The sequence below is a fragment of the Pseudomonas sp. So3.2b genome (assembly GCF_019464415.1).
In the GTDB taxonomy this organism is placed as follows: Bacteria; Pseudomonadota; Gammaproteobacteria; order Pseudomonadales; family Pseudomonadaceae; genus Aquipseudomonas; species Aquipseudomonas shahriarae.
Genome location: NZ_CP080494.1, coordinates 2,272,399 through 2,293,441 on the forward strand (window position 1 = coordinate 2,272,399; position 21,043 = coordinate 2,293,441).

The 21,043-nt window shown below is 61.1% G+C and carries 18 protein-coding genes and 1 pseudogene; 11 read left to right on the forward strand and 8 right to left on the reverse strand.

Features of this window, described 5'->3' with window-relative positions; genetic code table 11:
* The first annotated feature begins 20 nt into the window (after window positions 1-20).
* Window positions 21-2,015 (forward strand): nucleoside-diphosphate sugar epimerase/dehydratase, encoded by a 1,995-nt coding sequence (locus tag K1X80_RS10380; RefSeq protein WP_220172877.1) that lies wholly within the window; start codon window positions 21-23, stop codon window positions 2,013-2,015.
* A gap of 51 nt (window positions 2,016-2,066) precedes the next feature.
* Here K1X80_RS10380 and K1X80_RS10385 read toward each other — a convergent pair whose 3' ends face one another.
* A complete protein-coding gene (locus tag K1X80_RS10385; protein WP_120732364.1) occupies window positions 2,067-2,585 on the reverse strand; it encodes a GNAT family N-acetyltransferase in 519 nt (172 codons plus the stop codon).
* Between the two features lie 311 nt (window positions 2,586-2,896).
* On the opposite strand from K1X80_RS10385, the gene K1X80_RS10390 reads away from it, so the two are divergent.
* Window positions 2,897-3,232, forward strand: a complete 336-nt coding sequence (locus K1X80_RS10390; RefSeq protein WP_120732365.1) for a helix-hairpin-helix domain-containing protein — start codon at window positions 2,897-2,899, stop codon at window positions 3,230-3,232.
* A 17-nt stretch (window positions 3,233-3,249) separates the two neighbouring features.
* Here K1X80_RS10390 and K1X80_RS10395 read toward each other — a convergent pair whose 3' ends face one another.
* From K1X80_RS10395 to eat, 3 genes are all read right to left on the reverse strand, one after another.
* Window positions 3,250-3,840, reverse strand: a complete 591-nt coding sequence (locus tag K1X80_RS10395) for a TetR/AcrR family transcriptional regulator (protein ID WP_120732366.1) — start codon at window positions 3,838-3,840, stop codon at window positions 3,250-3,252.
* A 134-nt stretch (window positions 3,841-3,974) separates the two neighbouring features.
* Window positions 3,975-4,142, reverse strand: a complete 168-nt coding sequence (locus tag K1X80_RS10400; RefSeq protein WP_081044204.1) for a DUF2897 family protein — start codon at window positions 4,140-4,142, stop codon at window positions 3,975-3,977.
* 111 nt (window positions 4,143-4,253) lie between these two features.
* Window positions 4,254-5,618, reverse strand: a complete 1,365-nt coding sequence (gene eat, locus K1X80_RS10405; RefSeq protein WP_057439205.1) for an ethanolamine permease — start codon at window positions 5,616-5,618, stop codon at window positions 4,254-4,256.
* A gap of 400 nt (window positions 5,619-6,018) precedes the next feature.
* Here eat and kdpF point away from each other — a divergent pair, with 400 nt between their 5' ends.
* From kdpF to K1X80_RS10435, 6 genes and pseudogenes are all read left to right on the forward strand, one after another.
* Complete coding sequence (kdpF, locus tag K1X80_RS10410; protein ID WP_032863112.1) at window positions 6,019-6,108, forward strand: K(+)-transporting ATPase subunit F; 90 nt, start codon at window positions 6,019-6,021, stop codon at window positions 6,106-6,108.
* A gap of 8 nt (window positions 6,109-6,116) precedes the next feature.
* Window positions 6,117-7,811 (forward strand): potassium-transporting ATPase subunit KdpA, encoded by a 1,695-nt coding sequence (gene kdpA / locus K1X80_RS10415; protein ID WP_057958911.1) that lies wholly within the window; start codon window positions 6,117-6,119, stop codon window positions 7,809-7,811.
* Window positions 7,812-7,816: 5 nt separating this feature from the next.
* Window positions 7,817-9,880, forward strand: coding sequence for a potassium-transporting ATPase subunit KdpB (gene kdpB / locus K1X80_RS10420; RefSeq protein WP_120732371.1), 2,064 nt, complete (start codon window positions 7,817-7,819; stop codon window positions 9,878-9,880).
* Between the two features lie 55 nt (window positions 9,881-9,935).
* The gene (gene kdpC / locus K1X80_RS10425; protein ID WP_057439203.1) at window positions 9,936-10,481 is read left to right on the forward strand and encodes a potassium-transporting ATPase subunit KdpC; all 546 of its coding nucleotides are present in this window, start codon (window positions 9,936-9,938) and stop codon (window positions 10,479-10,481) included.
* Window positions 10,482-10,607: 126 nt separating this feature from the next.
* Window positions 10,608-13,258 (forward strand): annotated as a pseudogene (locus tag K1X80_RS10430) (DUF4118 domain-containing protein).
* 49 nt (window positions 13,259-13,307) lie between these two features.
* A complete protein-coding gene (locus K1X80_RS10435; protein WP_057439201.1) occupies window positions 13,308-14,006 on the forward strand; it encodes a response regulator in 699 nt (232 codons plus the stop codon).
* Window positions 14,007-14,857: 851 nt separating this feature from the next.
* On the opposite strand, the gene K1X80_RS10440 is transcribed toward K1X80_RS10435, so the two are convergent.
* The gene (locus tag K1X80_RS10440) at window positions 14,858-15,895 is read right to left on the reverse strand and encodes a patatin-like phospholipase family protein (RefSeq protein WP_057439200.1); all 1,038 of its coding nucleotides are present in this window, start codon (window positions 15,893-15,895) and stop codon (window positions 14,858-14,860) included.
* Window positions 15,896-16,111: 216 nt separating this feature from the next.
* Between K1X80_RS10440 and K1X80_RS10445 the strand changes: the two genes are divergently transcribed.
* From K1X80_RS10445 to K1X80_RS10455, 3 genes are all read left to right on the forward strand, one after another.
* A complete protein-coding gene (locus K1X80_RS10445) occupies window positions 16,112-16,390 on the forward strand; it encodes a hypothetical protein (protein WP_057958916.1) in 279 nt (92 codons plus the stop codon).
* Between the two features lie 95 nt (window positions 16,391-16,485).
* Entirely contained in the window at window positions 16,486-17,247 is a 762-nt protein-coding gene (locus K1X80_RS10450; protein ID WP_057958917.1) for a CHAD domain-containing protein, read from the forward strand.
* 101 nt (window positions 17,248-17,348) lie between these two features.
* Window positions 17,349-18,146: an acyl-CoA thioesterase II gene (locus K1X80_RS10455; protein WP_169989346.1), complete on the forward strand. Its 798-nt coding sequence runs from the start codon at window positions 17,349-17,351 to the stop codon at window positions 18,144-18,146.
* A 7-nt stretch (window positions 18,147-18,153) separates the two neighbouring features.
* Here K1X80_RS10455 and K1X80_RS10460 read toward each other — a convergent pair whose 3' ends face one another.
* The 3 genes from K1X80_RS10460 to K1X80_RS10470 all read right to left on the reverse strand — a co-directional run bounded on the left by K1X80_RS10460 (window position 18,154) and on the right by K1X80_RS10470 (window position 21,042).
* Complete coding sequence (locus tag K1X80_RS10460) at window positions 18,154-18,516, reverse strand: Mpo1-like protein (protein ID WP_057439198.1); 363 nt, start codon at window positions 18,514-18,516, stop codon at window positions 18,154-18,156.
* Between the two features lie 141 nt (window positions 18,517-18,657).
* The gene (locus K1X80_RS10465; protein WP_057958919.1) at window positions 18,658-20,139 is read right to left on the reverse strand and encodes a methyl-accepting chemotaxis protein; all 1,482 of its coding nucleotides are present in this window, start codon (window positions 20,137-20,139) and stop codon (window positions 18,658-18,660) included.
* 96 nt (window positions 20,140-20,235) lie between these two features.
* Window positions 20,236-21,042, reverse strand: coding sequence for a TatD family hydrolase (locus tag K1X80_RS10470; RefSeq protein WP_057958920.1), 807 nt, complete (start codon window positions 21,040-21,042; stop codon window positions 20,236-20,238).
* Window position 21,043 lies beyond the last annotated feature (1 nt).

Consider the following 21,043-nt stretch of genomic DNA (forward strand, 5'->3'; position numbering starts at 1 on the left):
AAGGGGTAGTCGGGAACAACATGGATAAATTACGGGCATATTTGCTGAGCCTTCCTCGCAGACGCAAACGCATCCTCCAGGTCATTGCCGACATCGTGCTGGTCTGGCTCGCCCTCTGGATGGCATTTGTGGTTCGTCTGGGGATCGACGAGTTGGTCAACCCCGTCGTGTTGCATTCATGGCTGTTCATCAGCGCGCCAATCGTCTCGATCCCGCTGTTTATTCGTTTTGGCATGTATCGCGCCGTGATGCGGTACTTCGGTAACGATGCGCTTATCGCGATTATCAAGGCGGTCAGCCTGTCGGCACTGATTCTTGGGGTTGTCGTCTATTGGTACAGTAACCACGAAAACGTCGTACCACGCTCTATCGTGTTCAACTACTGGTGGCTCAGTCTGATCATGATTGGCGGTTTGCGCTTGGCCATGCGCCAGTATTTTCTGGGTGATTGGTTTGCAGCAGCCCAGCATGTACCGTTTACCAGCCGTGATGATGGCTTGACCAAGGTTGCGATCTACGGCGCAGGTGCTGCCGGTAATCAACTGGTTGCTGCGCTTCGGATGGGGCGTGTCATGCGCCCGGTGGCGTTTATTGATGACGACAGCAGCATTTCGGATCGCGTCATTTCCGGCCTCCAGGTGTTCAAGCCTAAGCACATTCAACAGATGATCGACACGACGGGGGCCCAGGAAATCCTGCTGGCCATTCCGTCGTCCAATCGTGCGCGGCGTCGTGAAATTCTTGGCCTGTTGGAAGGGTTTCCCCTGCACGTACGCAGCGTCCCGGGTTTCATGGATCTTGCCAGTGGCCGGGTAAAGGTCGATGACATTCAGGAAGTAGACATTGCCGACTTGCTCGGGCGTGATGCCGTGCCAGCCCAGGGCGAGTTGCTGGAGCATTGCATAAAGGGGCAGAGCGTTCTGGTGACGGGGGCGGGAGGTTCCATTGGTTCAGAGCTATGCCGGCAGATCCTGGCACTGAGTCCTACTACTTTGTTGCTGTTCGAACACAGTGAATTCAATCTTTACAGCATCCTGTCCGAGCTTGAGCAGCGTATCTCCCGTGAGTCGCTGCCTGTTCGCGTGCTACCGATCCTCGGTTCAGTGCGTAACCAGGCAAAATTGCTCGACATCATGAAAACCTGGCGTGTTGATACGGTCTATCATGCGGCAGCTTACAAGCATGTACCGATGGTTGAGCACAACATTGCAGAGGGCGTTCTGAACAATGTCATTGGTACATTGAACACCGCCCAGGCGGCGCTGCAGGCGGGGGTCTCCAACTTTGTTCTGATTTCCACGGACAAGGCTGTGCGCCCGACCAATGTGATGGGCAGTACCAAGCGTTTGGCCGAATTGACGTTGCAGGCGTTGAGCCGTGAATTGGCACCGGTATTGTTTGACGACAAGGCTAATATTTCCCGCGTCAACAAGACCCGTTTCACGATGGTCCGCTTTGGCAATGTACTGGGTTCGTCCGGCTCGGTTATTCCGTTGTTTCACAAGCAGATCAAATCTGGTGGACCGCTCACGGTCACTCACCCGAAGATCACGCGTTACTTCATGACTATCCCTGAAGCGGCCCAGTTGGTGATCCAGGCAGGCTCAATGGGGCAGGGCGGGGATGTGTTCGTGCTCGATATGGGCGAGCCGGTGAGAATCGTCGAGCTGGCAGAGAAGATGATTCATCTGTCTGGCTTGAGTGTTCGCTCGGATAGAAACCCTCATGGTGATATTGCCATTGAGTTCACCGGGTTGCGTCCCGGTGAAAAACTCTACGAAGAACTGCTGATTGGCGACAACGTAGTGGCCACCCAGCATCCGATGATCATGAGTGCCAACGAGGATCATCTGGATTGGGAGATACTTAAAGGGAAGTTGACAGAGCTACTCGCGGCGGTCGACGCGGACGACTACAGCAGGGTCCGTCAACTGCTACGCGATACAGTCAGTGGATATGCTCCGGATGGCGAGATCGTGGACTGGATCTACCAGCAGCGTCGCCTGGAGCCTTAGTGCGCATAGTGTGCGTAAATGTTGCCAGGCATAATGCCTGGCAAGTTGGCTTTATATTTTGCTCGATAGACGGAGTCTGGTTTTATTGACTGCGTCTTTGGTGATTTCAAAGAGAAAATCGAGTTCGGTTTCACCTGTCTTGATTGCTCCCATTTTCTCATGAAAGGAAATGACTCGATCATTTCCTTTTCTAACATCAAAGTGTGATTTTTCAAATTCGAGATTTTCAAAGGCAAACTGATAAACCAGGAACGCACTTTCCAGGGCTGCATATCTGGTCTTGTCTTCGTTGAGAATCCAACTTCCCCAACAAAATGAATTTCCTTTGAAGTCATAAAGTCTGACTGTGCCGCAAGGTACGCCATCAAGGCGTTCAATAATGAAGTAATATTGAATGCCTTTCTGCTCATCGCCCTTGTACTTGTTGATCCACTCTCTTTGAGCCTCAATACTTGGGTTTACAGAAGAGAGGAACTGGTTGTAATTGTTATCGAGGCGCAGCTTCAGAACAAATTCGGCATCGCTCTCTTCGATGAGTCGCAGCCTTACAGTTTTTGATTCTAAGTTCATGTTTTTTCCGTTTAACTGGTCGCGTTAATATATGGTACATGTTTTTTTTGCAGGCGCTGGTTCGAATTTTTGCTTCGGGCTGACGATGCTTAGGGCCGGATAGACATGATACGTTCCTATGTCTTAGTCGAAAAGTGCTATCTATAGTCAAATCTGGAGATTATCGAAATCATTTGTCGATTTTTGAGCGCTAAATCGGGTATCGCTACATCTTGCAATAGCTCCATTTTTGACACCCTCCTCACATCGCCTAAGTTTGAAAAGCAGCTTCGGAAAGCTGCTTTTCCCATTGATGTCATGGAGCGTCTCTAATGCGTAGATCCGTTTTTTCCTCCCTGCTTTTTGCCTTCCTCACCAGCTTGTCCGCCGCGTCGATCGCTGCCCCATCGGCCAGGCCCGAGACGCCGCAGCCGCTCGCGGCCCAGTTGAGTGCAAGCGAACAACCCACCCCCAAGGTCAACCTCAACGCAGCAGACGCTGAAACCCTGCGCCGTGATCTGTTCGGCATTGGCGCCGCCAAGGCCAAGGCGATCATTGCTTATCGCGAGTCCAATGGATCGTTCACGGTGGTGGATGAGTTGCTGGAAGTGAAGGGGATTGGCAAGTCGCTGCTGGAGAAGAATCGCGACAGGCTGGAGGTTAAGTAATCAAGGCAGGAGGCCGGTCATTGACCGGCCTTTTTTATGTCTGCCGGGGCTGTATTGATCCCGGTTTTCAGGTTTTCTCGCACTACGTCGAGGATGCGTGTCGCCAGTTCCGGGTTTTCGACACTGCGCGCCAGGACCAATGCCCCCACCAGTGTCGACATCATCACCAGGCTTTGTTCATCGGCATTGGGGCTGCCCAATGCGGTTTCGATTTGCTTGAGCCGGGCGTCGAGGACTGTATCGGTGGTGGGGCTCTGTTGCCCGCGCTGTCCCAGCTCCGAGGACATGGTGGGCAACGGGCAGCCTTGGTCGGGGGAGGTGTGATGCCACTCTGACAGGTAACTGTCGATAAAGGCTTCCAGTGGTCGTTCCTGGTTGAAGAGCATCGCGCAATGCGCGTCCAGTTCGGCGGAGGCGGCTTGCAGGGCCTTTTCCACCAGTTCGTCCTTGGATTTGAAGTGGGCGTAGAACCCGCCATGGGTCAGGTTCAAGGCTTTCATCAGGGGTTGCAGGCCGGTTGCGCCAATGCCGTCGCGGCGAAAGCGCACGGATGCCTCTTTAATGATGCGCTGGTGGGTTTGAGCTTTGTGATTGTGCGAGTAGCGCATGAGAGGGCCCTCTGAAACATCGGGCCATATTAACCAAGGTTTGGTGCTGTTTCGCGGACCGATTACAAATTTGCCCTAATCTAGATCGACTCGCCTGGCGTGCTGCCGGTAACGGTCAGCACGGGGCGTTTGTTTCAGCGATCCTGCGCATCCTTGGCGTCGGCCTGAGCATTGCGCTCGGCGACGCGTTTGCGTTGTTCGTCGGTCAGTTCCACTTTGTTGGCGCTGTCACGCAGCATCAGCAAGCCACCAACGATCGAACCGATGGCGACCACCATGATCAACCAGGCATACCAGGGCATAGGGCTCTCCTTGAGGCCGACTGCCGTGGGGAAGATTCCCCACGGCACTATCAGCTTTGAGTGACGGCTTTCGTCAGTCGTTCCATTGTAGGCCCGTTCTGCCTCGCTGGTTTAGAGCCCGGTCAACATCGCATCCGCTGGCGCATCGGCGCGGTCTTGGGCGGTCAGTTGGAAGTAGATGAAACCTGCGGCCATGAACCCGAGGAAGATCAGGCCGATCAGGGTATTGAACCACGCCATGGCCACCAGGCAGACCAGCGCCAGGATCAGCGCAATGGCCGGCACGATCGGGTAGCCCGGAGCGCGGAAGGTGCGTTCCAGCAACGGTTCGCTCTTACGCAGCTTGAACAGGCTGAGCATGCTCATGATGTACATGACGATGGCGCCGAACACGGCCATGGTGATCATCGCGGCGGTCAGGGTCATGCCGCCGAGGTTGATCAGGCCGTCGCTGTAGATGGCGGCGATGCCCACCACGCCGCCGGCGAGGATGGCCCGGTGGGGTGTCTGGAAGCGTGACAGCTTGGCCAGGGAGGAGGGCAGGTAGCCGGCGCGGGCCAGGGCGAAGAACTGGCGCGAGTAGCCGAGGATGATGCCGTGGAAGCTGGCCACCAGGCCAAACAGGCCGATCCACACCAGCATGTGCAGCCAGCCGGAGCTTTCACCCACCACGGTTTTCATTGCCTGGGGCAAGGGGTCGTTGATGTTCGACAGGGTGCGCCAGTCGCCCACGCCGCCGGCAAAGAACATTACACCCATGGCCAAAAACACCAGGGTCAGGATGCCGCTGATATAAGCCTTGGGAATCGTGCGCTTGGGGTCCTTGGCTTCTTCGGCGGCCATGGCGGCGCCTTCGATGGCGAGGAAGAACCAGATGGCGAAGGGGATCGCGGCAAAAATCCCGGCTATCGCCGGCGCGCCAAAGGTGTCGGCACCCGCCCAGCCGTTGAGGGCGAAGTTGCTGAAGCTGAATGCCGGTGCCACCACGCCCATAAAGACCAACAGTTCGGCCACGGCCAGCACGCACACCACCAGCTCGAAGGTCGCGGCCAGTTTCACCCCGAGAATATTCAAGCCCATGAACACAAAGTACGCCCCGACCGCTGCGTGTTTCGGGTCGAGTGCCGGGAATTGCACATTCAGGTAGGCGCCGATGGCCAGGGCAATCGCCGGAGGCGCGAAGACGAACTCGATCAAGGTGGCCAGCCCGGCGATCAGCCCGCCTTTCTCGCCGAACGCCCGCCGGCTGTAGGCAAACGGCCCGCCGGCATGGGGAATTGCGGTGGTCAGTTCGGTGAAGCTGAAGATGAAACAGGTGTACATGGCAGCGACCATCAATGACGTCACCAAAAAGCCCAGCGTCCCGGCCACGCCCCAGCCATAGCTCCAGCCAAAGTATTCGCCGGAGATCACCAGCCCCACGGCGATGCCCCACAAATGCAAGGTGCCCAAGGTGGGCTTGAGTTGGGTGTTCATTGCGCTGCTCCCAGAACGGTTTGGAATGTTTCAGGACATTGCAGCGGCCATGCCAGCTTGGAAAAGGGCGTCGTAAAGGGCAGGAACTGTCGCCCGGGAGATAGTTTGTTGTTTGCGACCGTAATTCCGTGCACCAGGGTAGGGCGGCGGCGGATAGGCTGATGCTATTGCGGGCAAGCCCGGCTGCCGCATTTGGCCGTATTCCCAAGGATGCACCCGGTCAACTGTGGGAGCCGGGCTTGCCCGCGATAGCGGCCTCAACAGCCCCGAAAACCTCACGCCCAACCCACTCTTTACGCCATCTTTACGCCCCCTCCACCCCCTCGCCCTCGTTCCTTTACGCCCCTCCTGCGGACAATACCTCCATACGCGGCAGTCGCCGTCTGACGGAGAAACTTCCATGAGTGTTCTGGATGGGGTGTCACTGCTATTGGCCGTGGCGCTATTCATTTATCTGCTGGTCGCGCTGTTGCGCGCGGATCGGGGCTAGGAGCGGCTATGCACAGTTATGACTATTGGCTGATCATCGCCTTCTTCGCCGTGGTGCTGGTTCCAGCGCCATTTCTGGGGCGGTTCTACTACAAGGTGATGGAAGGGCAGCGCACTTGGCTTACGCCAGTGTTCGGGCCGGTCGAGCGCGTGTGTTATCGCTTGGCCGGGGTCGATGCGCAACAAGAGCAAAGTTGGCAGAAGTACGCCCTGGCCCTGCTGGCCTTCAACCTGGCGGGCTTTTTGTTGTTGTTTGCGATCCTGTTGTTCCAGGACTACCTGCCGCTCAACCCGCAGCAGTTGCCTGGGCAGGAATGGACGCAGGCGTTCAATACCGCCGTCAGTTTCATGACCAACACCAACTGGCAGTCCTACAGCGGTGAAGCCAGCCTCAGCTACCTGAGCCAGATGGCCGGCCTGACCGTGCAGAACTTTGTCAGTGCGGCCACTGGCCTTGCGGTGCTTGTCGCCCTTTGCCGTGGGATTGGTCGCAAGTCCGCCAGCACCCTGGGCAATTTCTGGGTGGATATGACCCGCGCCACCCTCTATGGCTTGCTGCCATTGTGCCTGGTGCTGGCGTTGTTTTTGGTCTGGCAGGGCGTGCCACAGACCTTCGCTCACTATGTTGATGCCCTGACGATGCAAGGCGTTGATCAGGTGATCCCACTCGGCCCGGCCGCCAGCCAGATTGCGATCAAGCAACTGGGGACCAACGGCGGTGGCTTCTTCGGGGTCAACTCGGCGCACCCGTTCGAAGATCCGACGGCCTGGGCCAACCTGTTTGAAGTGGCGGCGATCATCCTGATCCCGGCGGCTCTGGTGTTTACCTTCGGCCATTACGTCAAGGATCTGCGCCAGAGCCGGGCGATTCTCGGCTGCATGCTCGCGTTGTTCCTGATTGGCGGCTCGGTGTCGCTGTGGTCCGAGCACCAGCCCAATCCGACCCTGAACAACCCGGCCGTCGAGCAGACTGCACCGCTGGAAGGCAAGGAAGTGCGTTTCGGCACCACCGCCACCGTGTTGTGGTCGGTGACCACCACGGCAGCGTCCAACGGTTCGGTCAACGGCATGCAGGACAGCCTCAGCCCCCTGAGCGGGATGGTGGCGCTGGTCAATATGATGGTCGGCGAAGTGATCTTCGGCGGCGTCGGTGCCGGTATGTACGGCATGCTGCTCAACGTGCTGATCGCGGTGTTCCTCGCCGGCTTGATGATTGGCCGCACTCCGGAATACCTCGGCAAGAAACTCCAGGCCCGGGAAGTGCAACTGCTGGTGGTGACCCTGTTGGTGATGCCCGTTGGCGTACTGGTGCTCGGCGCGATTGCCACCAGCGTGCCGGCCACTGCTGCAACCATCAGCAACCCCGGCCCCCACGGCTTCAGCCAGTTGCTCTATGGCTACACCTCGGCCAGTGCCAACAACGGTTCGGCCTTTGGTGGCCTGGGCGCCAATACCCCGTTTCATAACCTGATGCTGGGCTTGGGCATGTTGATCGGGCGCTTCGGCTACATCCTCCCGATCCTGGCCCTCGCCGGCAGCCTGGCGATGAAGAAAAGCGCACCGATTGGCCAGGACAGTTTCCCGACCCACGGCCCGTTGTTCGTGACGTTGTTGACCGTGACCATTTTGCTGGTGGGCGGCCTGACCTTCCTGCCGGCGCTGGCACTGGGCCCTATCGCTGAACACCTGAGCATGGGCTTCTAAGGGGTATGAACATGAATATGCCTGTAAACAATGCTGCTCCGGTCAAGACTCAGGAGTCGGCCAAGACCGCGATCTCGGCCCTGTGGCGCCCGGCGCTGATCCAGGCGTTCGTCAAGCTGGACCCGCGCCAGTTGAAGCGTTCGCCGGTGATGCTGGTGGTCGAGCTGACCGCAATCCTCACCACGGTGCTGTGCCTGGTGCCGGACAGCAGCGTGCCGACTTTTGTCGCAGTGCAGATCGCCCTGTGGCTGTGGTTCACCGTGCTGTTCGCCAACTTCGCCGAAGCCCTGGCCGAGGGCCGTGGCAAGGCCCGTGCCGACAGCCTCAAGGCTGGCAGTGAAGGCCTGAGTGCACGACGCCAGGAGGCAGACGGCAGCTTTACGGTAGTGCCCGCCACCAGCCTGCGCAAAGGTGATGTGGTGCGGGTTGCGGCCGGGGAAATGATCCCTGGCGACGGCGAAGTCATCGAGGGTATTGCGGCGGTCAATGAAGCGGCGATTACCGGTGAATCCGCACCGGTGATCCGCGAATCCGGCGGCGACCGCTCGGCCGTCACCGGCAATACCCGGCTGGTCTCGGACTGGCTGGTGATTCGTATCACCGCCAACCCCGGTGAATCGACACTCGACCGCATGATCGCCCTGGTGGAAGGCGCCAAACGCCAGAAAACCCCCAACGAAGTGGCGCTGGATATCCTGCTGATCGGCTTGACCATGATCTTCCTGCTGGTGGTCGTGACCTTGCAACCCTTCGCCTATTTCGCCAATGGCAGCCTGCCCCTGGTGTTCCTGGTGGCGCTGCTGGTCACGCTGATTCCCACCACCATCGGTGGCCTGTTATCGGCCATCGGCATCGCCGGCATGGACCGCCTGGTGCGCCTCAACGTGATCGCCAAGTCCGGGCGCGCCGTGGAAGCGGCGGGGGACGTGCATGTGCTGTTGCTGGACAAGACCGGCACCATCACCTTCGGTAACCGGCGCTGTGCAGGCATCTATGCCGCGCCTGGCGTCAATGGCAAGGAATTGGCCGAAGGCGCGCTGCTGGCCTCGCTGGCGGACGATACGGCAGAAGGCAAATCCATCGTCGAATACCTGCGCGCCTTGCATCCTTACACCGAGCCCTCCGTGCAAGAGCTGACCGGCGTGCCGTTCAGCGCCGAAACGCGCTTGTCTGGGGTGGATTACCAGGGCCGCGTCTACCGTAAAGGCGCTGTCGATTCGCTGCTGGCGTTTATCGGTCAGCAACGCCAAGACCTGCTGCCCGCGCTGTCCCGGGAAGTCGACAAGATCGCCCAGAGCGGCGGCACTCCGTTGCTGGTGTGTGCCGACGGTAAATTGCTCGGCGCGATCCACCTCAAGGACGTGGTCAAGCCGGGTATCCGTGAGCGCTTTGCCGAGCTGCGCAAGCTGGGGATCCGCACGGTGATGGTGACCGGCGATAACCCATTGACCGCCGCCGCGATTGCCGCCGAAGCGGGTGTGGATGATGTGCTGGCGGAAGCCACGCCGGAGAAGAAACTGGCGCGCATCCGCCACGAGCAGAACGACGGGCGCCTGGTGGCCATGTGTGGCGACGGTGCCAACGACGCCCCGGCCCTGGCCCAGGCGGACGTGGGCATGGCCATGAATGACGGCACCCAGGCGGCGCGCGAAGCGGCGAACATGGTCGACCTCGACAGCGACCCGACCAAGCTGCTGGACGTGGTGCAGGTCGGCAAGGAATTGCTGGTGACCCGTGGTGCGCTGACCACCTTTTCGATTGCCAACGACGTCGCCAAGTACTTCGCCATCCTGCCGGCGCTGTTTGCCTCGATCTACCCGCAACTGGGGGTGCTTAACGTGATGCACCTGAACAGCCCGCAGAGCGCGATCCTTTCGGCGATTGTGTTCAACGCGCTGATCATCGTGGTGCTAATCCCCCTGGCCCTGCGCGGTGTGCGGGTGCAGGCGGCGAGTGCGGCGGCGCTGCTGCGACGCAACCTGTTGATCTATGGCGTGGGCGGGCTTGTGGTGCCGTTCGCCGGGATCAAGGCGATCGACATGCTGCTGACAGCGCTGCACCTGGTCTGACCCAACCCTGTAGGAGCTGGCTCCTACAGGTCACGAATCAATTGAGGAAGATGAAATGTCCAGCATGATCCGTCCGGCCTTGAGCCTGTTGGTATTGATGACCCTGATCACGGGCGTGGCCTATCCGTTGGTAGTGACCGGCGTCGCCCAGGTGGCCTTTCCCGACCAGGCCAATGGCAGCCTGGTGCGTGACGCCGAAGGCAAGGTGCGCGGTTCCAGCCTGATTGCCCAGGAATTTACCGGCGAGCGCTGGTTCCACTCGCGGCCTTCGGCGGGTGCGTTTGCCACCGTGTCCAGCAGTGCCAGCAACCTCGGCCCGAGCAACCCGGCGCTGGCAACGCGGGTGTTTGACGACGCCGCGAAAATCCAGGGCCCCGGCCAGGGCCCGGTGCCCCTGGCACTCTTGACTACCTCCGGCAGCGGTCTTGATCCACACTTGCCACCGCAGGCAATTGCCTATCAACTGGCGCGGGTGGCGGCGGCACGTCAGTTGCCGGTGTCGACCCTGGAGCGCTTGATGGACGAGCATATCGAACAGCCGCTGGTGGGGCCGCCGGTGGTGAATGTACTGGCGCTGAATATGGCGCTGGAAAAGTTGTAGACCGTTGCGCCGCCATCGCGGGCAAGCCCGCTCCCACACTTGGAATGCATTCCGGATGTGGGAGCGGGCTTGCCCGCGATGGCGGCTGCATGTACCCAACATCCCTAACTGAAAGAAGACTGCCCCATGAGTGACTCCGGCCGCGCCGACGCCCTCCTAGCCGACCTACCCAAGCACGGCCGTGGCCGGCTCAAGGTATTCCTCGGTGCCGCACCGGGCGTGGGCAAGACCTACGCCATGCTCCAGGCCGCCCACACCCAGTTGCGCCAGGGCGTCAAAGTGGTGGCCGGGGTGGTCGAGACCCATGGCCGTGCCGAGACCGAGGCCTTGCTCAGTGGCTTGCCCCAGCAGCCGCTGCTGCGCTCGGAATACCGTGGGGTGATGCTCGAAGAAATGGACCTCGACGGCTTGCTCGCCACCAAGCCCAAGCTGGTGCTGGTGGACGAACTGGCCCACAGCAACGCCCCCGGCAGCCGCCACGAAAAGCGCTGGCAGGACATTCAGGAGCTGCTCTCCGCCGGTATTAACGTGTTCACCACGGTCAACGTCCAGCACCTGGAAAGCCTCAACGATCAGGTACGTGGCATCACCGGCGTGCAGGTACGCGAAACCCTGCCGGACTGGGTCTTGCAGGAGGCTGATGAGTTACTGCTGATCGACCTGCCATCCCGCGAGCTGCTGGAGCGCCTGCGCGACGGCAAGGTCTATGTGCCGGAGCAGGCGCGCGCGGCCATCGACGCATTCTTTACCCAGACCAACCTCATGGCCCTGCGCGAGTTGGCGATGCAGACTGCCGCCGCGCACGTCGATGACGATCTGGCCCAGGGCTACCGGCAATTGGGCCAGGCCGCGCCCGCGGTGCGCGGGCGCTTGCTGGTGGGGGTGGATGGCGACGCCGAGGCCGAACGCCTGGTGCGTCACGCCAGCCGTGTGGCCCAGCGCCGGCATCTGCCCTGGAGCCTGGTGCATGTGGACAACGGCCGGGTGCGTGACGAACAGTCTCGGCTGAGGCTGCAAAATGCCCAGCAACTGGCCGAGCGTCTGGGGGCGAAGTGGTGTTGCTGCGTGCCGGCGAGGTGGCCAAGACCCTGATTCAGCATGCTGCCGAGCGCCGTGCCAGCCTGGTGCTGGTGGGGCAGTCGCGCCCGCGCTGGCGGCGCCGGCTGTTCGGTGGCGGCCTGGCGGCGCGTTTGTTGCGCAATGCCCGGGGCCTGGAAATCAATATCCTCGACAGCGATGGAACACCCGCCGCGCCGCGTTTGCCCGATGTGCGTGGCCTAGTGTGGTTCGATTACGCCCTGGCGCTGCTGGCAACGGTGCTGGCCAGTGCGTTGGCGTGGGCGGTGTCGAGTGTCCTGCCGCTGCCCAACATCTCTCTGGTGTTCCTCGCCGCAGTGCTGCTGGTGGCGGTGCGCAGCAGCCTGGGTCCGGCATTGGCCTGCGCTGCGCTGTCGTTCCTGACCTATGACTTTTTGTTTATTCCGCCGAATTTCTCCTTCGCTATCCAGCGTGAAGAAGATGTGCTGACCTTGCTGTTCTTCCTGCTGATGGCGGCGCTGACCGGCAACCTCGCCGCCCGCCAGCGTCGGCAATTGCAGGCCCTGCGCGACACCCAGGAAGAAACCAGCGAACTGCTCGACCTGTCGCGCAAACTCACCGCTGCCACTGATCGCCAGGCGGTGATCAGCGCAGCGGCTCATCATCTGCAGGGCTGGAGCGATTTGCAGTTGTGCCTGGTCAATCGCGACGGGCCCGGTGAGTGGAAGGTCGAGACCGGCGGGCCACTCATCTTTACCGAGGCCGAGCGCGCCGCCGCCGACTGGGCCTGGCAGCACGACCAGCCAGCGGGCATGGGCACCGGTACCTTGCCGTTTGGGCGTTGGTGGTGGTGGCCGTTGTCTGCTGAAAACGGTCCGCTGGGCCTGCTCGGCGTCAGCCCCAAAGCTGGCCTGGAGCTCAGTGGCCAACGTCGGCGCCTGCTCACGGCCTTGAGCCAGCCATTGGCCCAGGCCCTGGCCCGCGCCCAGTTGGCGCAGAACCTGGAGGCCGCCCGTTTGCATGGCGAGACCGAGCAACTGCGCAGTGCCTTGCTGGCCTCGGTGTCCCATGACTTGCGCACGCCGCTGACCTCCATGCGCGGCAGCATCGACAGCCTGCTGGCCCTGGGCGAAGCCATTCCCCTGGAAGATCGCCGCGAGTTGCTGGAAGGCACCCGCGACGAAGCCGAGCGCCTGGACCGCTATATCCAGAACCTGCTGGACATGACCCGCCTCGGCCATGGCGCCTTGAAGCTGGCGCGGGACTGGGTGTCGCCCGGCGATATCGTCGGCAGCTCCCTCGGCCGTTTGCGTGCAGTGCTGGCGCCGTTGCAGGTGAGTACCGATGTGCCGCCAGAGTTGCCATTGCTGTATGTGCATGCCGCCTTGATCGAGCAGGCGTTGGTCAATGTGCTGGAAAACGCCGCGCGTTTTTCACCGCCCCATGGCCGCTTGCAACTGCGTGCTGGCGTCGCCGAGCAGGCGGTGTTTTTTTCCGTCAGTGATGAAGGTCCGGGTATTCCCGAGGAAGAGCGGGCGAAGATTTTCGATATGTTCTACACCGCCGCACGGGGCGACCGGGGCGGGCAGGGCACCGGGCTCGGCCTGGCAATCTGCCAGGGTATGGTCGGCGCCCACGGCGGGCATATCAGCGTGACCGATGGCATCGACGGGCGGGGCACGTGCATCACCCTGTTCCTGCCGTTGCAGACCCAGCCGAGCCCGGACAGTGAAGCGTGAGACGCGGTGCGCTACTCTTAACTTTTTTCAGTGATTGTGATGGAACACCATGAACCAGACTGCGACGATTTTGGTCATTGATGACGAGCCGCAGATCCGCAAGTTCTTGCGCATCAGCCTGGCCTCCCAGGGCTACAAAGTAATCGAGGCCGGGACCGGCGCCGAAGGGCTGGCCCAGGCGGCCTTGAGCAAGCCGGACCTGCTGGTGCTGGACCTGGGCCTGCCGGACATGGACGGTCAACAGGTGCTGCGCGAGTTGCGCGAATGGTCGACGGCCCCGGTGCTGGTATTGTCGGTACGTGCCGGCGAAGGGCAGAAGGTTCAGGCGTTGGACGGTGGGGCCAACGATTACGTGACCAAGCCGTTTGGCATCCAGGAGTTTCTCGCCCGGGTACGTGCGCTGTTGCGCCAGGCGCCCACCGGCGAGGCGCAGCAGGCCGCCCTGCAGTTTGGCCCGCTGATGGTCGACCTGGCTTATCGGCGGGTGCTGCTGGAGGGTGTCGACGTGGCCCTGACCCGCAAGGAGTACGCGGTGCTGGCGCAACTGGCGCGCCACCCTGGGCGGGTGATTACCCAGCAGCAGTTGCTCAAGGATATCTGGGGGCCGACCCATACCGAAGACAGCCACTACCTGCGGATTGTGGTGGGGCACTTGCGCCAGAAGCTGGCGGATGACCCGACCCAGCCGCGTTTTATCGTGACCGAGGCGGGGGTGGGGTATCGGTTGTTGGGGGCTGCTGAGGGCTGAGGGATTGTGGTTGCTGGGCCGGCGGCATCGCGGCATAGGTATCTACACAGCTCTTTCGTGGTTCTTGGGGTTGTGTCATATCCGTTTTTGCGGTTACGGCGGCTATTGGTTCCGCCCTTACGGCGGCTCACTTTGGAGAAGCGCCAAAGTAAGCAAAACGCTACATGCCCCACCACTCGGTGCCTCGCCTAGGCTCGGCATGCCCGCAGTCAGGCATTGCTCCGTGGGCCCGCCGCGATCGGCCATCCATGGCCGTGTCGCGGCTACCCCGGCATCCATGCCGGGGTGCCCACTGCGCAATACCTGCCTGCGGCCAGCGTGGTTTAACGGGGCGCCCAAGATCAAGATCAAAAGCCAGATCAAAAGCAGAGCAACAGCAACAGCAATGCCAAAGCCGGGGCGCGAAGCTCCATTCCCCCTGTGGGAGCTGGCTTGCCTGCGATGACGGTGTATCAGTCGATAAATGTATTGGCTGAGACACCGTCATCGCAGGCAAGCCAGCTCCCACAAGGGTACGCGCACGCTTCGGCGATCAGGTCGGCTGTCAGGCCGCCTCGCTTTGCTTGTGATTTTGATCTTAGGCGCCCCGTTAAACCACGCTGCCCCCCAAATCAATGTCGGATGACGGGCACACCGAGCCTAGGCGAGGTGCCGAGTGGTGGGGTAAGAGCCCTTTTGGTTACTTTTGGCTGGGCCGGCACTCCGGGCTCTTTTCCAAAAGTGAGCCGCCGTAAGGGCGGAACCAATAGCCGCCGTGACCGCAGCAACGGATATGTACACAACCCCAAGAACCACGAAAGAGCTGTGTAGATACCCATGCCGCGATAGGGCCTCAAGCCCCAGCGAAGATCTCAACTCTGCTCACTCTCATACCGATCCAGCGTATCGCTGGCAATCTCCCGCCCCAGCGCGATCAATTCCGGCGCCTTGTAGAACTCGAAGAACCGGCACACGCGCTTGGGCACGTTGATCAGCACATCCGGCGGGTAGCCGGCAATTTTGTACTGGGCCAACGACGTCTGCATCACCTCGAAACTCTGGTTGATCAAATCCAGCAGCGACGCCGGCCCGACGTTGTCGATGATGAACGAACCGGTTGCCGACTTGGGGGCGCCAGCGGTTTCCGGGGCTGCGGCCGGTTGCTGGGCTTCCGGCTCGGCGCCTTCGAGCCAGGGGTTGATATCGGCGGCCTGCGCCTGCAGCGCTTCCTGTTCCAGCAACAATAATTGTTCGGCCTGCTTGCGCCGAAACGGCAGATGGGAACCCAGTGAACGTACCAGGTTGTCGAAGCGGCTCTTGAACGCCGGCGGGCGCTGGATTACCGGCAGGGTGTAGTGTTTCTGGTTGGTGGCGTTGAGGTTGACCGCAATGATCAGGTCGCAATGACTCGACACCACCGGCACGATAGGCAGCGGGTTGAGCAGGCCGCCATCCACCAGCATGCGGTTGCCTTGCATCACCGGGGTGAACAGGCTGGGGATCGCTGCCGAGGCGCGCATCGCCTGGTGCAGGCAGCCTTCCTGGAACCAGATTTCCTGCTGGTTGGTCAGGTCGGTGGCGACCGCCGTGTAGGGAATGCGCAGGTCTTCGATATTGATCTCGCCGACGATCTTGCGGATCTGCCCGAAGACTTTTTCGCCGCGTATCGCCCCCAGGCGAAAGCTCACATCTACCAGGCGCAGCACGTCCAGATAGTCCAGGCTTTCGATCCAGTTCCGGTAGTCCTGCAGTTTGCCCGCGGCATAGATCCCGCCCACCACTGCCCCCATGGAGCAGCCGGCGATACAGGCGATTTCATAGCCGCGTTTTTCGATCTCTTCGATCACCCCGATATGGGCGTAACCCCTTGCTCCGCCTGAGCCCAGGACCAATGCAACGCGTTTTTTCATGACTGGATCCTTCGTAAAACAGCTGTCCACAATGCACCCAAGCAGGGGGCTGCTTCAATCCTAGCGGAGCAGAACGATAATTTTCGTAAGCCGAGCTATTTGCTCGGGTATGCTTTGGCTATCAGCACTGGGCATTTCAGGCTGTGTGATAAGGCACTTTTCGATGTAGGCAACGTCTACATCCCACGACTGTTTTCTTTTCTTGAGGTGTCATTGATGAAAGCCTGGATGTGTTTGCCTGTGATTGTGTTGGCTCTGGCCGGTTGTGCCGGCAAAACGGCCTATCGTGATAGCTGCGGCAGCCAGCTGGATGCCGCCTGGCACGAGCTGGACCTGGCCAAGGCCGAAGGTTTTGCCGGTACGGTCAGCTATTCCAAGGCCCTGTCGTTGCTGACTGGCGCCAAGACCCAGCAGCAATTCGAAGCGTTCGAAGGCTGTGCCAGCAAAGCGCAAAAAGCCCGTTTCTATATTCGTGAGTCGCGCGCGGGCCGTTGATCCGCGTCAGCGTAACGCGTTGTTGGAGTGGTTAAGGTGGTCCCAGGCGCCTGTTTTGTGCGGGTGTATGGCGGTTGTTTGACAGGGGAAACAGCATGTCGGCGTTGGTGGATCAGTTAGTCGCCCAGGTCATCGGCCTGGAAGTCGGATTGTTGAGTTGTCAGGCGCGCCTGGCGGCGGTGACCGATGACGAGGCGCTGCACGACCTGCGCACCACCGTGCGCCGCCTGCGCAGCCTGTTGCGCCCTTTGCGCGGGCTGCCCGGCGTCGAGCAATTGGAGGCCGCCGCCAGCGCGGTCGGCCAATTGACCACGCCGCTGCGCGACCGCGAAGTGCTGGCGGCCTACCTGCAGCAACATGGCCATCACGAAGCGGCGGCCCGGCGTCTGCGCCAGCAGCCGCAGACTTATCGGCAGGTGGCCCAGAGCGCGGAATTGGCGCAACTGTTGCAGATCATGGCCGCCTTTCCGCGATTTATCCGTGCCTCCCAGCATCAAAAACTACTCAAGCGCCTGCGCGCCCGTATCGAAAAACGCCTGGGCAAACAATGGCAGGCTCTCGAGGTGGCGTTGCACGATCCCGACCACGACCGCCATCGCCTGCGTTTGTTGATCAAGCGCGTGCGCTACGCGGCCGAGGCCTACCCGCAATTGGGCCAGGTACCGGCCAAGGCCATGTCCCGTCTCAAGTCCGCCCAAGGCGCCCTGGGAGATTGGCACGACTGCTGGCAATGGTTGGCGCAAGCCAGGCTCCAGGCAGACTTGCAACCTTGCGTTGCAGTCTGGCATCGGACCATGGCCGAAGCTGAAGGCAAAGCCGATCGGGTACTCGACAAGCTGGCGGCGGATTGTTTCTGAGCCTGCGGCTTATCTGTCTGGGTATTTGGCCGGAATAAGTGCTGTACCGGGCTGGCGCGCTGGTTAAGATCGCTCATCGGTTTTCTTGATGTGAGGTCGCCATGCGCTTTAGTGATTTGCTCGACGCTGCCCGTAACAACCCGTTGGACGTGTCTATTCCGGCCGAGTGGGCCCAGGGTCGCGCCACGTTTGGCGGGCTGGTTGCCGCCTTGCAATACGAAGCGTTGCGCGCCCAGGTGCCGGCTGATCGCCCATTGCGTTCGTTGGCCGTGACGTTTGTCGGGCCCGTGGCGCCCGACGTATCCGCCCGTTATCAAGTCGAAGTACTGCGCGAAGGCAAGGCCGTCAGCCAGTTGTTGGGGCGGGTGGTGCAGGACGGTGAAGTGATGACCCTGGCCCAGGCCAGCTTCGGCGCATCGCGGCCTTCAGAGATCGACGTGCCGGCATTGCCCGCGCCGACTTTCAAACATTGGGACGAGTGCCAGGAACTGCCCTATATCAAAGGCGTGACGCCTGAGTTCATGCGCCACTTGGCGATGCGCTGGAGCGTCGGTGGCTTGCCGTTCACCGGCAATAAATCCCGGGAAATGGGCGGCTGGGTGCGCTTGCGGGGGGATGTGAAAGAAGAGCCTTTGACCGAAGCCCATATCCTCGCGCTGGTGGATGCCTGGCCGCCGGCGCTTTTACCGCACCTGAAGAAGCCGGCACCCGGCAGCACGCTGACCTGGACCATCGAATTCATCCAGCCCCTGGCACAGTTGACGACCCTGGACTGGTGCCAGTACCACGTCCATATCGAGCATGCCCGTGACGGTTACGGTCATGCTGCCGCGATGTTGTGGGGGCCTGACGGCCAGTTGATCGCTATCAGCCGCCAGACGGTGGTGGTCTTCGCCTGACCCGGCCTCAGTGGCGGTGGCGCTGACGCCAGGCGTGCCACCAGCCACCGCTGAGGACAAAACGCGGAAAGGTCACGAACTGCTCGACCACCAGGCGCTGCACTGCATCTTTACGATCACTGAACGGCTCGCTGGCCTGGGCTTCCAGGCTATGACCGTGGCGTTGCAGCGCCAGGCCGGCGAGTACGCCGACCACACCGATGGCGAAACTGGCCAGGCTCAGGCTGAACACGCCGGACACAATCAGCAGAAACCCGACGATGAACAGCGGCACGGCAATCAGGTGCAGCACCAGGTTGGTCGGGTGCTGATGGTTCTGCGGGTAGGCGCGCCATTGCCAGGCAGGGAGATTGGGGTGACGTTTGCCCATGATGATAAATCCTCTGTCCATTGAAACTCGATGGACAGAGTTTAGGTCGGGCGGGCAGGGGCGGCGAATTGGGGTTGGCTATGGGGGTTATAGCGTTTTGATCGATCCGCCAGCGGCAGGCGCTGGCTGATCGGTCAAACGTCACAGTTTGAGTTGGCCGATGGCCTTGCTCAACTCGCCGGCCAGGGTTGCCAGTTCATTGCTGGTGGTCGCCGAATCCACGGTCTGTTGCACGGTGTTTTCCGTGACATCGCGAATACTCACCACCGCGCGGTTCATCTCCTCGGCCACATGGCTCTGCTGCTCGGCAGCCACCGCAATCTGCGTGTTGCTCTCGCGCATCTGCGCCACGGCGCTGGTGATTTCGGCCAGTGAAGCGCCGGCTTCCTGGGCCTGTTGCACACAGTCGTCAGCCTTGAACGAGCTTTCCTGCATAAAGTCCACCGCATCCCGGGTGCCGGCCTGCAGGGCCGAGACCATGCGGGTGATTTCATCGGTGGAGCTTTGCACGCGCTTGGCCAGGTTGCGCACTTCGTCGGCCACCACCGCAAAGCCGCGCCCCATTTCCCCGGCGCGGGCCGCTTCGATGGCGGCGTTGAGGGCCAGCAGGTTGGTCTGTTCGGCAATGCTGTGGATCACGCCGACCACGCCATTGATTTTCTGGCTGTCCTCGGCCAGCTTCTGGATCATTTCTGCGGTTTGCTGCACACCGGTGGACAACCCGGCAATCGAGCGCTGAACCCGGGTTACCACTTCCTGACCGCTGCCGGCCAAGGTGTCGGCGGTCTGGGACAAATCGCGAGTGGCACCGGCATGCTGGGCGATGTGATACACGGTGGCGGTCATTTCATTGATCGCGGTCGCCGCCTGATCGGTCTCGCTTTGCTGGCCGAGCATGCCGTGCTGCACCTCATTCATGCTGCTGGCCAGGCGTGCCGCGCCGTCATCCAACAGTTTGGCGGTGCGCGCTACCGTACTGACCACCCGCTGGTAGCCGGCCTGCATGGCGTTGAAGGCACTGGCCATCTGCCCGACCTCGTCCTTGCACGCCAGGGGCACGCGGGCCGAGAGGTCGCCGGTTTTCTCAACGTGCAGCATCACGTCTTTCAAGGTGTTGAGTTGGGCGAGCAAAAAGCGGATCAACAGTTGCGAGGCACAGAGCATGGCGAGCATCAGGATCAGCACCGCCACCGCGTAGTTGGTAAAGCGCTCGGTAAACACCTGGCTCAGGCTCGGCGCATAGGCCAGCACGGCGACTTGTTGGCCACCGGCGCGGGAGATGACTTCGGCGCCCTGCAACGGGTTTTCGCCGAACAGCGGCATATGATTGAACTCGACCCAACCGTTGGCTTCGCTCAGGGCTGACAGGTCCTGGTCCGCCAACTCGGGCGCCTGGCCCCGGGCAAACGCCAGCCAGTGCTCGCCCTGGGGCAGCGGCTGCCCGGCCGGCCAGGCGCTGAGCAAGCGGCCCTGGGCTTGTGCCGAGGCTTGGGCGGCATGGCTGCGGGCCTGTTGTTCAAGCTGCACGGCATACAGCACCAGCAGCAGGGTGGTGATGAAAGCGACCGCATTCACGGCCCAGAATTTGTACTTCAGCGAGATATTGCTAAGCCAGGCACCCATGGAAGGTTTTCTCTGATAGCGGAAACAGTATTGGCAAGGTGCCAGTATTGTGCCGCTATCCGGAAAAGGGGTGTTGATATGGGTCAATGCACCGCGTCAATCCGGCACAGGCAGGCCGAAAAACGCACGGGCGCAGGCGGTGCTGTGCTGGGCCAGGTCTTCCAGGCTTTCTTCTCGGTGCAGGGCCACTTCGCGCAAGACTTCCGGCAGATAGGCCGGCTCATTGCGCCCGTTCTTCGGTTTGGGGCGCAGGGTGCGTGGCAGCAGGTAGGGCGCATCGCTTTCCAGCATCAAGCGGCCCCGGGGGATTTCCCTGACCAGTGGGTGCAGGTGCGTGCCACGCCGTTCGTCACAGATCCAGCCGGTGATGCCGATATGCAGGTCCAGATCGAGATAACTGAACAGCGCGCGCTGTTCGCCGGTGAAGCAGTGCACCACGGCGGCGGGCAGTTGATCGCGGTAATCGCGCAGGATCTCCAGCAGGCGCTGGTTGGCGTCCCGTTCGTGGAGAAACACTGGCAGTTGCAATTCGACGGCCAGTGCCAGGTGGGCTTCGAGGACCTTTTCCTGCTGGGGGCGGGGCGAGAAGTCCCGGTTGAAGTCCAGCCCGCATTCACCCACGGCACGTACCCGCTCCTGGCTGAGCAGGTCACGCAGTTGCCGGGCGCTGTCGGCGTTCCAATCGCTGGCGCTATGGGGGTGGATACCGGCGGTGGAGAACAGCCGTCGGGCGCTTTGGTCCCAACGCTGGCACAGCTCCAGGGCCTGTTCGCTGCCTTGCACACTGGTGCCGGTGACAACCAATTGGCCCACGCCGGCGGCATAGGCGCGGTCGAGCACAGCCTGGTGTTTGTCGTCGAAACTGGAGTTGGTCAGGTTGACGCCAATATCAATGAGTTGCATG

Bases quoted from the DNA above. Each gene is read 5' to 3' on its own strand.
- kdpA (WP_057958911.1), top strand. From the start codon at position 6,117: ATGCACAGTTATGACTATTGGCTGATCATCGCCTTCTTCGCCGTGGTG.
- kdpB (WP_120732371.1), top strand. From the start codon at position 7,817: ATGAACATGAATATGCCTGTAAACAATGCTGCTCCGGTCAAGACTCAG.
- K1X80_RS10470 (WP_057958920.1), bottom strand. From the start codon at position 21,042: ATGCAACTCATTGATATTGGCGTCAACCTGACCAACTCCAGTTTCGAC.
- eat (WP_057439205.1), bottom strand. From the start codon at position 5,618: ATGAACACCCAACTCAAGCCCACCTTGGGCACCTTGCATTTGTGGGGC.
- K1X80_RS10390 (WP_120732365.1), top strand. From the start codon at position 2,897: ATGCGTAGATCCGTTTTTTCCTCCCTGCTTTTTGCCTTCCTCACCAGC.
- K1X80_RS10450 (WP_057958917.1), top strand. From the start codon at position 16,486: ATGTCGGCGTTGGTGGATCAGTTAGTCGCCCAGGTCATCGGCCTGGAA.
- K1X80_RS10380 (WP_220172877.1), top strand. From the start codon at position 21: ATGGATAAATTACGGGCATATTTGCTGAGCCTTCCTCGCAGACGCAAA.
- K1X80_RS10395 (WP_120732366.1), bottom strand. From the start codon at position 3,840: ATGCGCTACTCGCACAATCACAAAGCTCAAACCCACCAGCGCATCATT.
- K1X80_RS10385 (WP_120732364.1), bottom strand. From the start codon at position 2,585: ATGAACTTAGAATCAAAAACTGTAAGGCTGCGACTCATCGAAGAGAGC.
- K1X80_RS10455 (WP_169989346.1), top strand. From the start codon at position 17,349: ATGCGCTTTAGTGATTTGCTCGACGCTGCCCGTAACAACCCGTTGGAC.
- kdpF (WP_032863112.1), top strand. From the start codon at position 6,019: ATGAGTGTTCTGGATGGGGTGTCACTGCTATTGGCCGTGGCGCTATTC.
- K1X80_RS10400 (WP_081044204.1), bottom strand. From the start codon at position 4,142: ATGCCCTGGTATGCCTGGTTGATCATGGTGGTCGCCATCGGTTCGATC.
- K1X80_RS10435 (WP_057439201.1), top strand. From the start codon at position 13,308: ATGAACCAGACTGCGACGATTTTGGTCATTGATGACGAGCCGCAGATC.
- K1X80_RS10445 (WP_057958916.1), top strand. From the start codon at position 16,112: ATGAAAGCCTGGATGTGTTTGCCTGTGATTGTGTTGGCTCTGGCCGGT.
- kdpC (WP_057439203.1), top strand. From the start codon at position 9,936: ATGTCCAGCATGATCCGTCCGGCCTTGAGCCTGTTGGTATTGATGACC.
- K1X80_RS10460 (WP_057439198.1), bottom strand. From the start codon at position 18,516: ATGGGCAAACGTCACCCCAATCTCCCTGCCTGGCAATGGCGCGCCTAC.
- K1X80_RS10465 (WP_057958919.1), bottom strand. From the start codon at position 20,139: ATGGGTGCCTGGCTTAGCAATATCTCGCTGAAGTACAAATTCTGGGCC.
- K1X80_RS10440 (WP_057439200.1), bottom strand. From the start codon at position 15,895: ATGAAAAAACGCGTTGCATTGGTCCTGGGCTCAGGCGGAGCAAGGGGT.